The following is a 16,073-nucleotide window of genomic DNA, read 5'->3' on the forward strand; positions in this document are numbered from 1 at the left end:
CAATGTTGTCGTCTCATGGCGATAGCGTTTTTTGTGCGGGTTCTAATTTTGTCGAAAACCAAATAGGAGCCCTATGGCGCCGCATTGGCCGCCATAAAGCTCCTATTATTCTTAATACAACCAGTTCATGCACTCGAAAAGGAACAAATTAACCTCCTGTACGTGCAAGCTCACGCATGTTGGCTTCAAAAGCTGCCAGCAAAGCAGCCTCCCCGGTGAGACCTGTTGCCTGAATCCGTTCGATTTGCTCTGTCATTCGTTTGAAGTCCTTTGGTATAACCCGAACAAATTGATCTACGGACTGCTGCCAGTTATCCAGAATGCGCTGACCAGCCACACTGCCTGTGTTCGCAACATGGCGCTGAATCATGCCCCGCAGATCTGCACTTTCAGAAACATCTTCGATACGCTCCAAAAGTACCATTTCCAGATTACAACGTTGCAGGAATGTGCCTTTTGGATCATAAACATAAGCAATACCTCCGGACATCCCGGCTGCAAAGTTACGGCCTGTATCACCCAGAACGACAACACGCCCACCTGTCATGTATTCACAGCCATGGTCACCCACACCTTCAACAACGACTTTGGCACCCGAGTTCCGTACAGCAAACCGCTCCCCAGCGATACCACGAATATAGGCTTCACCACTGGTTGCCCCGTATAGAGCGGTATTACCAATAATGATGTTATCCTCGGCATCAAATGTGGCTTTTGGTGAAGGCATGACGATCAGCTTACCTCCGGACAAACCTTTGCCTACATAGTCATTGGAATCCCCTTCAACGGTCAATGTCATACCTTTAGGTACAAAGGCCCCAAAGCTTTGACCAGCAGAGCCGACAAATTTGAATTGAACCGTATCTTCTGGCAATCCTGCAATTCCATATTTGCGTGTAATTTCGCTACCCAAAATGGTTCCCACTGCACGGTTTACGTTGGTAATCGGAAGCACCGCTTCAACCGGTTGACCGGATTCGATCGCAGGTTGTGCCAGTGGCAGCAATTGCTGCATATCCAGCGTCTCTTCCAATTGGTGGTTCTGATGCTGTGTACGGTAACGTGCAGAGCCTTCAGGCATTTCAGGCACATGCAACAATACAGACAGATCTACACCTTTTTCTTCCAATGGTCTACAGCCTCTACCGTTTCGAGGCAATCGGTACGGCCCACCATTTCCTGAATGGTACGGAATCCAAGATCAGCCATGATTTCGCGAACATCTTCAGCAACAAAACGCATGAAGTTAACGACATGTGCAGGATCTCCCGTGTAATTTTTACGCAATTCAGGGTTTTGTGTCGCTACACCTACCGGACATGTATCCATCTGGCAGACACGCATCATAATACAGCCGAGTGCAACGAGTGGTGCTGTAGAGAATCCATACTCCTCAGCTCCCAGCAAAGCAGCGATAGCCAAGTCACGACCATTCAGCATTTTACCGTCTGTTTCAAGAACAACACGATCACGCAGATTGTTCAGCATCAACGTTTGATGTGTCTCTGCAAGACCCAGCTCCCAAGGCATTCCCGCGTGACGAATGGAGCCTTGCGGGGATGCACCTGTACCACCGTCATAACCGCTGACGAGAATGATATCGGCACGACCTTTGGCTACACCCGCGGCAATCGTTCCAACGCCGACTTCGGATACCAATTTAACGTTGATCTCTGCACGTGGATTCGCATTTTTTAAGTCATAAATCAACTCAGCCAGATCCTCAATCGAGTAGATATCATGGTGTGGCGGCGGGGAAATCAGACCCACACCCGGTGTTGATCCACGAACCTCAGCAACCCAAGGATATACCTTACGTCCAGGCAGCTGTCCACCTTCACCCGGTTTTGCTCCCTGTGCCATCTTGATCTGAATCTCGTCGGCATTGACCAGATAGTTGGATGTTACACCAAAACGTCCGGATGCCACCTGCTTGATCGCACTGCGACGAGAATCACCGTTGCTATCTTTAATGAAGCGAGCCGGATCTTCCCCGCCCTCACCTGTATTGGATTTACCTCCAACACGGTTCATCGCAATGGCAAGATCTTCATGTGCCTCTTTACTGATCGAGCCGAAGGACATTGCTCCGGTTTTGAAACGGCGCATAATGTCTTCCACGGATTCCACTTCTTCCAAAGGAATCGCAGGACCGACCGGTTTCAGTTTCAGCATGGAACGAATCGTCAGCAACTGATCGTTTTCACCTTGCACAAGTTTGGAATACTTTTTATACAGCTTGTAGTCCCCGGTCCGTACTGCATGTTGCAGCGTATGGATCGTCTGCGGATTGAACAGATGCTCTTCTCCGTCATTACGCCATTGGTATTCCCCGCCGGAATCCAGTACTTTGTCATTGCCATCTTTGTCCGTGAAGGCACGGTTGTGATGGGTCAGTGCTTCAGCTGCTACTTCTTCCAGACCAATCCCGCCAATTCGGGAAGGTGTCCAGGTAAAGTAACGGTCAACGAAGTCCGATCTCAGACCCACTGCTTCAAAAATTTGAGCTCCGCGATAGGATTGTATCGTCGAGATTCCCATTTTGGACAATATTTTAATAACACCCTTGGTAGCGGCTTTAATATAATTCTTCACGGCTTTCTCATGTGAGATGCCACGCAGCAGTCCTTGCTGAATCATGTCATCCAGCGTTTCAAAGGCCAGATACGGGTTCACGGCACTCACGCCGTAACCAAGCAACAAGGCATAGTGATGAATATCACGCGGCTCTGCCGATTCCAGCAAAATGCTGACTTTGGTTCTGGTTCCTTTACGAATCAGATGGTGATGCAAACCTGCTACAGCCAGCAATGCAGGAATAGCCGCATTCTCGGCGTCCACACCACGGTCAGACAGGATCAAAATGTTATGGCCTTTGTCAATGACACGGTCCGCTGCTTCAAAGAGCAGTTCCATCGCTTTGCGAAGTCCTTCTGCGCCCTCTTTTACTGTAAAGAAGATCGGAATCGTCATCGAGCGGAAGCCTGGACGACGAACGTGGCGAATCTTCGCAAAATCCTCATTGGAAAGTACGGGTGTATCCAACCGAATCTGACGACAGCTCTCCGGTTCAGGATTCAACAGGTTACGCTCGGGTCCGATCGTTGTTGCCGTTGACGTTACAATCTCTTCACGGATCGCATCGATCGGTGGATTGGTAACTTGTGCAAACATTTGCTTAAAATAGTTATACAGACGCTGCGGACGATCCGACAGAACCGCCAGCGGTGCATCATAACCCATAGAGCCTGTGGCTTCCATACCTGTTGAAGCCATAGGCTCCAACACTTTGCGTAATTCTTCAAATGTATATCCATAGGCCAGCTGAAGCTGGGTCACGTTAGCATGTTTTGGATCAGGCAGTTCCGGTGCATCAGGCAGCTCATTCAGGTCCATCAGATGCTCATCGAGCCAATCCTGATACGGATTCTCGGCTGCAATGAGAGCTTTCACTTCCTCATCTGCAATGATGCGTCCTTGTTGTGTATCGACAAGCAGCATACGTCCTGGACGCAGGCGGTCTTTGTAGAGAATTTCTTCAGGAGCGATATCAAGTACCCCAACCTCGGAGGACAAAATAATACGGTCGTCTTTCGTTACATAGTAACGTGCAGGACGCAGACCGTTACGGTCAAGTGTTGCACCAATCTGCAAGCCGTCGGTAAAGGCCATTGCTGCTGGTCCATCCCAAGGCTCCATCATTGTGCTGTGGTATTCATAGAATGCTTTTTTGGCAGGGTCCATTCCCTCATCCGTACTCCAAGGCTCAGGAACCATCATCATTGCCACATGTGGCAATGAACGGCCACTCAGGTACAGGAACTCCAGCGTGTTATCAAACATCGCTGTATCCGAACCATCCGGGTTGATAACCGGTTTTACTTTCGAGATGTCGTTACCGAACAATTCGCTTTCGAACAGCGACTGCCGGGCATGCATCCAGTTCACGTTACCACGCATCGTATTGATCTCACCGTTGTGGATCATGAAGCGATACGGGTGAGCACGTTCCCAGCTTGGGAATGTATTTGTACTGAAACGGGAGTGCACCAGCGCAATCGCTGATTCCACAAGATCTTCCTGCAGATCCAGATAGAATTGTCCCACCTGTTCAGTTGTCAGCATGCCTTTATAAACGATTTTACGACAGGACAAGCTTGGCAGGTAAAATGAACCGCCTTCCGCTTCATCCGCTGAATAACGAATAGCCAGCTCAGCACGTCTGCGAATGACGTACAACTTCCGTTCAAATCCCAGTTCATCCGTAACTTCTGCCGATCTTCCAATGAACACCTGACGTACATATGGCTTTGCTGCAAGCGCAGAACGCCCAAGCATCTCATCAAACGTAGGCACATCCCGGAAACCCAGGAATGTCTGGCCTTCTTCTTCGATAATTTTCTTAAGACTCTCTTCATGTGCACTGCGAATAACCGGGTCCTGTGAAAGGAACAACATCCCTACGCCGTAGAAGCCCTGTTCAGGTAAAGCAAAACCAAGACGATCCGCTTCCTGTGCAAAATAGCGATGTGGAATCTGGATCAAGATACCGGCTCCGTCACCGGAATTCGGCTCACTGCCCTGTCCTCCGCGGTGTTCCATGTTACTGAGCATGGTCAGTGCCTGACTAACGATGTCGTGTGAAGGTACTCCTTTGATGTTGGCAACAAAACCCATTCCGCATGCGTCTTTTTCGAACTGTGGGTCGTACAGACCCTGTTTAGGAGGTAATCCGATGTGTCTCATGGAACGCAACCTTTCTATAATGAAGTATTTCGGAAAGATCAAGAACATAGGCAACAAGCAACAATAAATCGGGAGGAGCGGGCATTTATTCATTGATTAAAAGCCTGCTAAATGGACGAGGGCGACAGCAATATGGCTGTCAATCTTATAAGTGCTGCTATTGCGACATGCCATCCATGAGAGGAGCTGATCCGGATTATCCGGCAAACAGCTTGGTATAACAACACGCAACCGCAGGCACGGCCGCTGATATGGAGCGACGTTTTTTGATATAGTTCTATTATTTTAACACCGACCTAACATCAGCGCAATTTAAACTTTTTAATACCTCTGATAAGAAATGTTTTGCAGTACAGCTTTAGTGTACTGATGCTAAAATTCATCTCTTTTTCGAATAATTATACACATTTTATGTCAGAGTACAACTGATTTTAATTACTGACAAAAGAAAATCATTCCATATGTGGCCTGTGTTTATCTATAGTTGGGCCAATATCTCATGCCATCCTCCAGCGATTATCTTCATCCCTATGCATTGGTATAAAAAAGAGTCTGCAACCCATTTTCGGGTCACAGACTCTTTGCACTATTTGACTACTATATTGCATAATTTTGATACTTGAGTTCAAAGTTTATTTTCAATATTTTGTCCTGTTCCGGTCCAATTCCGCTTATGCCGTCACAACTTGACCGGATTCAGCCACTTGGGCTTCTTTTTTGCGACGTCTGCCGCTCCAAAGGAAGAAAGCCAAGGTCAGCAGCACGGATACGCCTGCATAGATTGCCAGAATGCCGACCTGATGCCACATCACATCGAAGTTGCCACTGGATACAACTGCCTTGAAGCCCATGATGCTGTGCGTCATTGGCAACCAAGGGCTAAATGCCTGAAGCCACGACGGAATCAGCTCTACCGGGAAGGTTCCCGCACTTGCTGCAAGTTGGAAGACCAACAACAGAATGACAACATAACGTCCTGGCAGGTCAAGCCAGGTAACGAGGGCCTGAACAATAAACATAAAGGTCAGCCCCGTAAAGATCGTGAACAGATAGAACAGTGGTACGCTGTGTGTTTCCAATCCAAGACCGTACAGCATGAAGCTTGCCACGATCACGGATTGGATGATGCTCACAAAGCCGAATACGAGTGTACGGCTGACGAAACGGTTCCAGCCCGTTGCGCCCGGTACGGAAGTTTCCCGCATTTTCAAAACAATCGTTGAAATCAACGATCCCACAAACAAACCGATGGACAGGAAGAATGGTGTCAAGCCTGTACCGTAATTACTTACGTTCTCTGTTGTGTTCTCGGACGTATTCACAGGTTCGGCGAACATGTTCACCACATCGTCTGTCTTTTTGACTTCTGACGTTTTCTGAGCAGCATCATTCAGCTTGGTAGCCAGTTCGCTTGAGCCGTCTTTCAGCTCTGTTAGGCCGTCCGCCAGCTTGCCTGCTCCGTCACCGAGTTGTTTAGAGCCGTCCGTGAGTGAACTCACGCCACCGCTCAGCTTACCTACACCTGTTTGCAGGGCAGTTGTACCTGAGCCCAATTGCTTGGCTCCATCTGCCAGCAACGTACCGCCACTTGCAGCTTCGCCCAGCTTGCCGCTGAACTGCTTCAGACCATCGGAGAGCTTCGCTCCGCCTTGGCTAAGCTGACCGGCGCCTGCCAGCAATTGCTGCTGTCCATCCACCAGCTGATTTGCGCCCGCAAGAAGCTGCTTTTGGCCTCCATGGAGCTCAGCTGCACCTGCTGCCAGTTGCTGATTGCCCTGATGCAGTTGATCTGCACCCTGCGCAAGCTTCTGTTCGCTCTCATGCAGCTGCTTACTGCCTTCGGCTACTGCCGCACTGGCCGCCAGCAGCTTCTGTACATCCTCACTGGCTGCCAATTCAGGGTTGGATGCAGCAAGCTGCTTCAAACCGTCTGCAACGCTCTGTGCACCGTCTGCAACCTTGCTGCTGCCGTCTACTGCCGATTGCAGGCCAGTTGCCAATGTGCCGCTGCCTTGCACTGCGCTTTGCAGACCATCGGACAGCTTCGCACTGCCCTGCTCAGACGATTGCAGACCCGCTTGCAGCTTGCCTGCTCCGTCCACGGAAGACTTCAGTCCAGTTTCCAGCTTGGCACTGCCGTCCTTCAACTGGTCTGCACCGCTCTGAAGCTGGCTTGTTGCCGCCGCTTGAAGCTGCTGCAAACCGGATACCAGATTTGATGTTCCACTTTCAAGTTTGGTCGCACCCGTGTGCAGTGCACTGACACCATCACTTAATGGAGACAAGCCATCCTGAAGCTCCAATGTTCCGGATGCCAGCTTTTCCAAATTATCCTTGAGCTTCACGGCCCCATCATCGAGCTTGCCTGCGCCGGTATTCAAATCTCCTGCACCGTCGCCCGCTTCAGCCAATCCGTCCGATACTTCGGAAAACTTGTCGAGCAGTGTCTCCGCATAGGATTCCGTTACTTTGGCCGAAACCTTAGCTTTCAGATCCTTGATGGCCGTCTTGCCAATCTGCGCACCCACGAAGCTGTAATTGCCATTTGGTTCGTAGATCAGATCAGCCGGCTCGGGCTTGTCGTCAAGCAACGTGGTTGCCTGGGATGAAAAGTTTTCCGGGATCGTAATTTGCATATAATACTTGTCGTTTTCCATGCCTTCTTTGGCTTGGCTGGCACTGACAAAGTCCCATTTAAAATCTGCATTTTTCTTCAATTCATCGACGAGGTCGCTACCAACATGCAGCGATTTGCCCTCCAGCTCTGCACCTTTATCAAGGTTGACCACTGCAACCGGCATTTCATCGACATGACCATATGGGTCCCAGTAAGCAGCCAAGTAAATACCGCTATATAGAATTGGAATAAACAAAATAGCAATGACGGGGATCAACACCTTCGGGTTTCTCACGGCCGATCCCACATCCTTGAAAAACACGGATAAAGATTTCATGTTATTTTCTCCCCTTGTTCTCTCTGCTCCATGAGCAGAATAACCAAAATATGAAATTCATTTGACCTGTTACGGAAAATTACCGAAACACGAAGTGACTACTTCCCTCAAACGGTCACTTTAGAGCAAAAAAACAAACCTGTCTCTCGACAAGCCTCACTGCCTGCATGCTTATAATTAACCCATATTATAGTAGAATAAATTCGGGTTACGTTGCGGCAGCAATTCCTTCCATTAAGAAAAGGCGAAAGTAATTCTTGATTTCCTCTTTGCTCAGCGGCTCGTGCTGCTTGCTCCAATCTGAGGTGAGGGCAATGTACAAACGAATCATCATAAAGGCTACTACCTGTGGATCACAGTCACGAATCTCTCCGTTGCTCCTTGCCTTCTCTAGCTCCTGTGCCAGAAAATCAGAGATGACTTTCTCCACTTTCTCCAAACCTTCCTTGGCCTGAAGAGTTCCAAAATCCTTAAGCTCCTGGGACAATTTAACCAGCAAATCGTGATCACGGCGAAACTCCAGCAGTGAATCAAGCACACGAAACAGATTATCAAAAAAAGCACTTTCCTGATGAACTTCACGGTGAGCAATGTTTTTCATTTCCTGGATTACTTCCACCAAAATCTGATCAAACAATTGTTCCTTATTCGTAAAGAACGTATAGATCGTTCCCTTGCCAACGTTCGCAATCTTCGCTACCTGATCCATCGTGGTTGCCTTGTATCCAAACATGGCAAAAGACTGCGAGGCTGCATGAATGACCTGCTGTCTCCTGTCAATCGGAGCCATCATATCCCCTCCTTATTTTCTTGATCGTTCTCTTTAAATGACCAAAAATACAATTCGGTCATTCGGTCAAAAAATAGATTACCACTCTCATCATCAGATTGCAACCCTAACATTAAAAATTTGTGTTAATTTTTTTTAACCGAAATGCAGTGGAAACTGCTCGTGTCGTCGTCTATAGTGTAAGATGACTCCAATAACACGGATAAAGACGAAGTTTCGATGTATCAGAACATCAACTATAGTGTAAATATGTAACGAATGAACATGATTTTCCGCTTCGCTGTATATTCATGTAGTAATGCAACGTGCGGTATGACTATGAGATGTTAAATTTAAATTGATGAATAAAGGTGAACTCATGCGAAAACCAAGAGTGCTCTTGTTATCCGAAGGTTTCGGCACCGGTCACACCCAGGCCGCCCATGCGCTCGCAAGCGGCATTAAGAAAGTCAGTCCACATGTGCATAGTCGGGTCATTGAGCTTGGCAAATTTTTAAATCCAACCATGGCTCCGCTTATTCTGTCCGCTTACCGTAAGACGCTAACGGTTCAGCCCAAGCTGGTCAGTCTGCTGTATCGGACGCAATACAACAAATCACTAAACGGATTTACCAAACTGGCCTTGCACCGGATTTTCTATACACAGACGGCCCAAGTCGTATCCCAATTAAAACCCGATGCCGTGATCTGTACCCATCCTTTTCCAAATGCGGTCATCTCCCGGCTGAAACGTCAGGGACTCGATATTCCATTGTATACGCTCGTCACAGACTATGACGTACATGCAACGTGGATTAATCCCGAGGTCAACAAATATCTGGTATCCACACCGCAGGTAAAGGCTTTGCTTGAAATCAGGGGTGTTGAGCCCTCTCGCATCCAAATCACCGGCATTCCTGTACATCCTGATTTCTGGGAAGCAGGAGACAAAGTGAGCCTCCGACAGGAAATGGGGCTTCAGAACATGCCCACTGCTCTGCTGATGGGTGGCGGATGGGGACTTTCCTTTGATGAAGAGCATATGAAGGCTCTCGCCTCCTGGGCGGATCGGGTACAGCTGCTGTTCTGTCTGGGAAGCAATGAGAAAATGATTGCCAAGTTGAAGGAAATGCCCTGCTTCCAGCATCCGAATATACGCATTCTAGGCTATACCCGCGAGGTCAGCAAACTGATGGACGTATCCGACGTGCTCATTACAAAGCCAGGCGGCATGACTTGTACGGAAGCATTGGCTAAAGGTTTGCCGATGTTATTCGTGCCTCCATTACCGGGGCAGGAAGAAGAAAACTGTGAATATTTTGTACAAGCCGGATACGGCCAGGTCATTCACTCTGCTGACGTTATTACTAATCGCTTCAAATACTTGAGTGAGCAGGTCTATGCACCGCGTCAAGCTGAAAGCCAGCTGAAATCAGCCCTCAAACCAGACAGCAGGAGCACCTATGATCCAACATGTTGTGCCCAGGCTGTTCATGATTTATTGTTCCCGGCTACAGCGGAAGTCACATCCGCACCCAAGGAGCGCTTCACAGCCGGAATTGGGGCCACTTCGCTGTCAGGTACCCGAATCCCATTCTAGCAGCTCTATGACCCCTTCTAATCGTTCTACGAGGACGTTTCATCTCTTGAGGACATGCATAAAGAAGGTTCCCCTCCATTGATCCGGAAGGGAACCTTCTTTTATTTCCTTCATATCTCCGTATGATTTGCTGGAAAAAAGGGTAATTTAAATAACAAGCCCTCATCAACAATTCAATTAAAAACGATGAAATAAAACTGTATTCCAGGGCTTTTCGAGGTCTATGTAGTGAATACATAGTTAACTACCCTGCCTGTTTGCAGAATTTAAAGGTCAATTACTTGTAAAAAGTATGATGCCCAATCGTTTTTACTTTTTTCTGAGAACGAGCCACTGTCAGATCATCCGCAAGCGTCAATGACAAGAAATAATACGTATCATCGGCGACTTCCTTTTTCCCATTCAACGCTGCATTAACAGCCTTGATACTGTCCTCATTGGGAGTAACACGTTTCAAACGCCCGTTCGCTACAGGACTGAATTGGGATTTTTGATAGATAACTTTGTAAATAGTATCGGGAAAATTGGCTGACCGCAGCCGGTTTAAGACAACATTGGCAACTGCCACTTTGCCTTCGTACGGTTCACCTTCCGCCTCTGCCATGACGATTTTTTGCAGCAGAAGCAGCTCTTTATCGGACACACTGTATGACCAGGCTGCAAGTTTCGAGTCTTCCTGGTTCAGAAGTTTGGTCCGTGTAAAGTAAAGTTTTTGGGGGGAGTCGTAATTGCAGCTACAGCTTTGGCACGCTCTACTTTGGCCAATTTCAGAGCTGCCTCTTTTTCGCTTTGGCCGCAGCTGCCGCTCGGGCCGCATGTTTAGCCTTGGCTTCTTTCTGTTCCTGCTCTTCCTGAGCAGCCGTCAGCCAGTTTTTGGCTGGGAGCGATTGGGTCCAGTAATCGGCCTGAATAGACGCATCAGCAGACAGACTTGTCCCGTCTGCCATCATTCGCCTGTCTTCGCTAAAAGAATTTTCGCTATTTTCTGCCGAACCCGCAAGTTCAGTCATCTGTTTGCTATCACTTGCCTCATTCCACTTTCCAGTCGCCTGAACGACATTAGCCCCCACTATACATACAAGCAGCACAGATAACATCGGTGCCACCCAACGATTCTTGCTTATAATATCCATTCGAAGATTCCTCCTGTCGAAACAATTCCCTAATCTAAGTAACCACAAAAAAAGAATTTGAATAACGTTGGCTAATATTACATAGGGAATAACGTAATGTCAATGTGATTTTATGTCATATCCATGAGTTTCAGGAAAAAGAAAACGTATCCACGACCTCATACATCGGCGCCTGACCTGGCTGTGTCACATAAAGCACAAAATCTTGTACCATCCAAGAATTAACACCCAAAAAGTCTTCAGGAAGCACTCCAAATATCCCTTTATCTTCATTTCCTGGGTCCTTACCCATAAATTTACGCGCAATCGTAATATGAGGAGAATACGGTCTTAATTCGACCTCGAATCCGAGGGAGGAAGTTGCGTCCACAATCCGTTTTTGCAGAAGATGAAGTTGATCCATATCTCCCTCAACACCTTTCCACAACACCTTTGGTGCCTCTTTTAACCCAAACGTTCCCCATCCGGATAATTGCAGCTCAAAAGGCTGAAATCCGTCCGTCGCCGAGCGCAGCGTTTTCCGAAGATGTCCAATGTCACTAACAAGGGTATCTCCCAGAAATTGCAATGTAATATGATAATCTCTATAATCGGTCCACTTGCGAAAATCAAGCTTTCCTTGCACCTGTTCGGCAGTCATCCGAAGTGAGTTCTGAATGGGTGCAGGCACCTGAAGTGCAGTAAATAATCGTTCCCGTCGGGATGGAAGATCCGTATATGAATAGTTACTCATGGTAAACACCTCTTCTAAAGTTCGTTTTATTATTTCATAGTCGTCTCTATGGTTCCAAGTTGGTTAATTATAGAGTGACACAATTTATGGGATTTGCACATGAGGCTGTATTCCTGCCTTTTACGCACATCACCTTCTTTTCTGCTAAACTAAAATCACAACATATTTGAATTCAGGAGGCCACTAACTATGGGTAAAATTGTATGTTTTCCATCCCTGACCACGAAACAGCAGCAACGGATTCTGGATGCAGCGCCAGGTTATACACTTACGGTTGGCAAAGCCAAAGAGATTAATACATCGGAGTTAAAAGAAGCCGAAATTATCGTAGGCTGGTCTCCTCTGGTAACTGAGAATGCACTCAAAGAAAACAGCCCTCTCAAATGGGTTCAAGTCTGGTCCGCAGGTGTAGACAACCTTCCATTCTCTGATCTGGAACAAAAAGGAATTTCATTAACCAGTGCTAATGGCGTACACGCCATTCCCATTACCGAGATTATTCTGGGCATGATGTTGTCCCACAGCCGCTGGCTCAGACAAGCGATGCTGCACCAGCAGCGGGCGGAGTGGAAATCACCAGGCAAAGCGCTTCCGGAATTGCATGGAAAAACAGCCGTTATCGTCGGTGTCGGAGAGATCGGATCAGAAACCGCGCGTATTCTCAAAGCATTGGGCATGAACGTAATTGGGGTTCGGCGCTCCGGCAAAGACGTTCCGAATGTAGACCAAATGTACAATATGTCCGGTCTGCATGAAGCACTGAGTCAAGGCGATTACGTCATTAATATTTTGCCACTTACGGATGAAACCCATCATATTTATAATCAGGCTGCATTTGAACATTTCAAATCCGGTTCCTGCTTCGTCAATGTGGGACGTGGTCCAAGCGTGAATACGGAAGCCCTGCTGGGTGCACTGGATAGTGGACAGGTTGCCTTTGCTGCACTTGACGTATTCGAGGAGGAACCACTGCCTTCCGACCATCCCCTGTGGAGCAAGGAAAACGTCCTCATTACGCCACACATTGCCGGAAGTACAGAACAGTACACCGAACGGGCTCTTGATATTTTTGTGCAAAATCTGGAGGCGTATATTGACGGAAAACCCCTTCCTGTAAATCTGGTAAATTATAGTCATAAATACTAAAAACGCTTGATGTTCCTATGTGAAATTGTACAAATCCATGTGAGGTATTTTTCCTGTGAAAATCAAAAACCTCCACACCGGAAAATGAATCTTTTCCCGTGTGGAGGTTTTTTCTGTTATTTTCAGTACAATCGTGTTAATTACATAGCCAAATGTGACGTATAAACGTGCCTTTGCTCACCGTTCGATACTGATCGATGTTCCACCCGGCATCCAGAATGTGCCCCTCCACCCATTCGGTGGAAACGATAACTGCCCGTCCTGTCAGCTTACGCAGACTAGTTAACATGGCAAGTTGTTCCTCATCGGGAAGAACAGAGCAGAGATTATATGGCATGTCCAGGATGGCTGCATCGTAGAAACCTTCCAGATCATTCATATCTCCGAGGGTAATTCTGGCTGGATCATAACCATAATGAGGAAGATTAATGCGCGCACCCTGTACCGCCAAAGGGTTCAAATCATTCCCTTTCGCCTCAATCCCCATCGACAATGCTTCAATAACTACCGTTCCCATTCCGCAGCACGGATCGAGTAACTGATGCCCCTGCACATGCGGAATCGCAATATTGACTAATGCTCTGGCTAACGTCACACCCAGACCTGTGGAATAATTTTGCGGCTTCTGATGATGGGTTTGCCACGAGCGATCAGCTTCTGTCCATTGACCAAGGAGCCATTTCCCATTCGCATGGATTAGTCCGAAAGTCACATCAGGTTGTTTCATCATCGCCTTGCCTCTAATGCACATGCCCAGCTCTTTTCCAGCAAACGGGAATGTGCATAATCCGGCATGTCATCGCCCTCTTTCAGGCAGACCACCTTGAACGTTTCATCAGAAGACAGATCGATCAGTGAAGCCGCAGGCTTCAAATCCTCCACCGTATCTGCTTCAGCCATCACATCCAGTCTGCCTCGGACAAATGGACTTCTACCTGGTGGAATGCATAGAATGGAGCGAACATAAGCATGATCGCCGGAATGAATATCTGTGCCAGAAGCGAGCATCGTTTCCAACTCCAGTTCACATAAAGCACGTTCATTCTCATGGCAAGCAAAGGTATATACGTAATTTCCAGCAACTGAATCCTTGCTGTTTGTAGAGCTCAACATGGTAGCCGTCCTTCATGTCTCTTCTATTATAAGAAGAGGTTATATTTTTAATTTTTCAATGGAAACAAGAAGGTCTTCGGACAATTCTTTCAAGGTTTGAATATTGCCGCTAATCGTTTCCATGGAGCTCACCTGTTCCTCAGCCGACGCTGACACTTCCTCTACACTGGCCGCGGATTCCTCCGATACTGCCGAAATTTGTTGACTGAAATCATTCATGCGTCCGCTCGCCTCCTGCATGCCCTCCAGACCATCCGTCATTGTACCAATGACCTGAACCATGCCCTCTACCGACTCACTAATGGTACGGAACAGATTGCCGGAATTACGTACTTGCTGCTGCCCGCGCTCTGTCTCCAGTACACCTGTTCGCAATTCCTCAACCACACCCTGGGAATCCTTCTGAATATCTTCCGTGATGACGGTAATCTCTTCTACAGATGTCCGAACGGCTTCGGACAATTTACGCACTTCTGCTGCAACAACTGCAAATCCGCGTCCACTCTCTCCTGCACGGGCAGCTTCGATGGAAGCATTCAATGCGAGCAGGTTGGTTTGGCGCGCAATGTCATGAATGACTTGAACCAACTGCGATATGTCTCCGTTTTTGCGATCCAGCTGTTCCATCTTGTGCATGGAAGACGAAACTGTCCCAGCAATCTGCTGCATCTGGTTCACGGATTGCTCCATGGACTCGCGGCCGGTCAGTCCTTGTTTCAGAATAAGGTCTGACATCAGGCGAAGCTGGTTTCCCTGCTCCGAATGTTGCTGAATATGTTCGTTCAGTCCCTCGACGGTACGAGCAGATTCAACAGCCGTTTCCGCTTGACTCTCTGCTGCTTTTGCCGACTCTTCCATCGTTATGGCAATTTGGCGACTGCCAATCTTAACCTCTTCAGAAGAAATGGCCAATTCGCTGCTTTGGCGGTTGACGGCTTCAGCAATCCGTCTGACATTCAATACCATGGAGGTCAGATTACCTTTCATGTCGTTCACGGCTTTGGCAAGCACACCAACCTCGTCTTCATGTTTGGTATGTATGTCCTGAACATTCAATTGACCTTCCGCAATCAGTTTCACAGCACTGATTACTCGAAGCAGCGGTTTCACGACTTGTGAACGGATGATCGGGATACTGATTGCCGTGATGAGAATCATCACCAGTACACCTACAATAATAATTATTCGTCCGTCCTGTACGGATCTAATGGTCTGAGCCGCCGAGAGGTCAGACTGCTCCTGATTGTATCCCACCAGAAAGTCCATATGGACTTGCATGGCATCGAAAGAAGCCGCCCCTTTTTCTGAGACTTCCTTCGCCAGTTGTTCCTGACCTTCGTCACTCAGTTTGATGGATTGCGTGTTAATCTTGAGGTAAGCTTCCCATTTTGTCTTTAAAGCTTCCCAATGTTCATTCTCTTCAGCTGCCTTTTCCTGCTGATCATATATTTTAATGGCCTGAGCTGTTTCACGAATGTATTTGGTGCGCTCTTCAGCGAGGTCTGCTTTGGCCCCAGCCTGTGCATCATAATGGCGATAGCTCAATGACAAAATATGTTCTGTTGTATAATTCAAACGGTTAATCTGCTGGATCGAAGGCATCCAGTTATTGGTGATCCTATTCGTGTTTTTTTCCATTGAGTTCATTTGTGTAACAATCGTGACACTAAGAAGAATTAAACAGAGGATTAATAGATAGAACGCGATGCTGATACGCAGACCGATACTCTTGATCTTGAATCTGCTAAACATATGATTTCCCCTTGTGCCCATCTTCGGCCACTTCCGTATTTTAGGTGCTTTTGTCGTTGTTTTCCCCTTCTTTTGGCATCTTGCAAAATACTCTTTTCTATATTATATCCATAGGAAAAGGGACGTA

At 47.5% G+C, this 16,073-nt stretch carries 10 protein-coding genes and 1 pseudogene; 2 read left to right on the plus strand and 9 right to left on the minus strand.

Annotation, left to right across the window (positions count from 1 at the left end):
* Nucleotides 1-148 precede the first annotated feature (148 nt).
* The 3 genes and pseudogenes from gltB to ACTWJ7_RS28845 all read right to left on the minus strand — a co-directional run bounded on the left by gltB (nucleotide 149) and on the right by ACTWJ7_RS28845 (nucleotide 8,490).
* Nucleotides 149-4,746, minus strand: a pseudogene (gene gltB, locus ACTWJ7_RS28835) (glutamate synthase large subunit).
* 671 nt (nucleotides 4,747-5,417) lie between these two features.
* Nucleotides 5,418-7,700 carry a YhgE/Pip family protein gene (locus tag ACTWJ7_RS28840; protein WP_301879677.1) on the minus strand — a complete coding sequence of 761 codons (2,283 nt, stop codon included), beginning with the start codon at nucleotides 7,698-7,700 and terminating at the stop codon, nucleotides 5,418-5,420.
* A 208-nt stretch (nucleotides 7,701-7,908) separates the two neighbouring features.
* Nucleotides 7,909-8,490, minus strand: coding sequence for a TetR/AcrR family transcriptional regulator (locus tag ACTWJ7_RS28845; RefSeq protein WP_024632901.1), 582 nt, complete (start codon nucleotides 8,488-8,490; stop codon nucleotides 7,909-7,911).
* Nucleotides 8,491-8,848: 358 nt separating this feature from the next.
* On the opposite strand from ACTWJ7_RS28845, the gene ACTWJ7_RS28850 reads away from it, so the two are divergent.
* Nucleotides 8,849-10,069, plus strand: a complete 1,221-nt coding sequence (locus ACTWJ7_RS28850; protein WP_301879678.1) for an MGDG synthase family glycosyltransferase — start codon at nucleotides 8,849-8,851, stop codon at nucleotides 10,067-10,069.
* Nucleotides 10,070-10,346: 277 nt separating this feature from the next.
* Here ACTWJ7_RS28850 and ACTWJ7_RS28855 read toward each other — a convergent pair whose 3' ends face one another.
* The 3 genes from ACTWJ7_RS28855 to thpR all read right to left on the minus strand — a co-directional run bounded on the left by ACTWJ7_RS28855 (nucleotide 10,347) and on the right by thpR (nucleotide 11,935).
* Nucleotides 10,347-10,712, minus strand: coding sequence for a cell wall hydrolase (locus tag ACTWJ7_RS28855; protein WP_443146117.1), 366 nt, complete (start codon nucleotides 10,710-10,712; stop codon nucleotides 10,347-10,349).
* 124 nt (nucleotides 10,713-10,836) lie between these two features.
* A complete protein-coding gene (locus ACTWJ7_RS28860) occupies nucleotides 10,837-11,202 on the minus strand; it encodes a hypothetical protein (RefSeq protein ID WP_443146118.1) in 366 nt (121 codons plus the stop codon).
* 130 nt (nucleotides 11,203-11,332) lie between these two features.
* On the minus strand, nucleotides 11,333-11,935 hold the full coding sequence (thpR, locus tag ACTWJ7_RS28865) for an RNA 2',3'-cyclic phosphodiesterase (protein ID WP_301879679.1): 603 nt from the start codon (nucleotides 11,933-11,935) through the stop codon (nucleotides 11,333-11,335).
* Nucleotides 11,936-12,124: 189 nt separating this feature from the next.
* On the opposite strand from thpR, the gene ACTWJ7_RS28870 reads away from it, so the two are divergent.
* Nucleotides 12,125-13,081, plus strand: coding sequence for a D-2-hydroxyacid dehydrogenase (locus ACTWJ7_RS28870; protein ID WP_301879680.1), 957 nt, complete (start codon nucleotides 12,125-12,127; stop codon nucleotides 13,079-13,081).
* A 136-nt stretch (nucleotides 13,082-13,217) separates the two neighbouring features.
* On the opposite strand, the gene ACTWJ7_RS28875 is transcribed toward ACTWJ7_RS28870, so the two are convergent.
* The 3 genes from ACTWJ7_RS28875 to ACTWJ7_RS28885 are packed head-to-tail and all read right to left on the minus strand — an operon-like array spanning nucleotide 13,218 to nucleotide 15,946.
* Nucleotides 13,218-13,811: a TRM11 family SAM-dependent methyltransferase gene (locus tag ACTWJ7_RS28875; protein ID WP_443146119.1), complete on the minus strand. Its 594-nt coding sequence runs from the start codon at nucleotides 13,809-13,811 to the stop codon at nucleotides 13,218-13,220.
* The gene (locus ACTWJ7_RS28880; protein ID WP_443146120.1) at nucleotides 13,808-14,194 is read right to left on the minus strand and encodes a hypothetical protein; all 387 of its coding nucleotides are present in this window, start codon (nucleotides 14,192-14,194) and stop codon (nucleotides 13,808-13,810) included. The genes ACTWJ7_RS28875 and ACTWJ7_RS28880 overlap by 4 nt, the downstream gene beginning before the upstream one ends.
* A 39-nt stretch (nucleotides 14,195-14,233) precedes the next feature.
* Nucleotides 14,234-15,946 (minus strand): methyl-accepting chemotaxis protein, encoded by a 1,713-nt coding sequence (locus tag ACTWJ7_RS28885; protein WP_301879682.1) that lies wholly within the window; start codon nucleotides 15,944-15,946, stop codon nucleotides 14,234-14,236.
* Nucleotides 15,947-16,073: the final 127 nt, after the last annotated feature.

The organism is Paenibacillus sp. 1A_MP2 (genome assembly GCF_052244825.1).
GTDB classification, from domain to species: domain Bacteria; phylum Bacillota; class Bacilli; order Paenibacillales; family Paenibacillaceae; genus Paenibacillus; species Paenibacillus vandeheii.

What these genes read in the sequence shown, in the direction of transcription:
- ACTWJ7_RS28840 (WP_301879677.1), bottom strand. Translation starts at nt 7,700, where the DNA reads ATGAAATCTTTATCCGTGTTTTTCAAGGATGTGGGATCGGCCGTGAGA.
- ACTWJ7_RS28845 (WP_024632901.1), bottom strand. Translation starts at nt 8,490, where the DNA reads ATGGCTCCGATTGACAGGAGACAGCAGGTCATTCATGCAGCCTCGCAG.
- ACTWJ7_RS28850 (WP_301879678.1), top strand. Translation starts at nt 8,849, where the DNA reads ATGCGAAAACCAAGAGTGCTCTTGTTATCCGAAGGTTTCGGCACCGGT.
- ACTWJ7_RS28860 (WP_443146118.1), bottom strand. Translation starts at nt 11,202, where the DNA reads ATGGATATTATAAGCAAGAATCGTTGGGTGGCACCGATGTTATCTGTG.
- thpR (WP_301879679.1), bottom strand. Translation starts at nt 11,935, where the DNA reads ATGAGTAACTATTCATATACGGATCTTCCATCCCGACGGGAACGATTA.
- ACTWJ7_RS28870 (WP_301879680.1), top strand. Translation starts at nt 12,125, where the DNA reads ATGGGTAAAATTGTATGTTTTCCATCCCTGACCACGAAACAGCAGCAA.
- ACTWJ7_RS28875 (WP_443146119.1), bottom strand. Translation starts at nt 13,811, where the DNA reads ATGATGAAACAACCTGATGTGACTTTCGGACTAATCCATGCGAATGGG.
- ACTWJ7_RS28880 (WP_443146120.1), bottom strand. Translation starts at nt 14,194, where the DNA reads ATGTTGAGCTCTACAAACAGCAAGGATTCAGTTGCTGGAAATTACGTA.
- ACTWJ7_RS28885 (WP_301879682.1), bottom strand. Translation starts at nt 15,946, where the DNA reads ATGTTTAGCAGATTCAAGATCAAGAGTATCGGTCTGCGTATCAGCATC.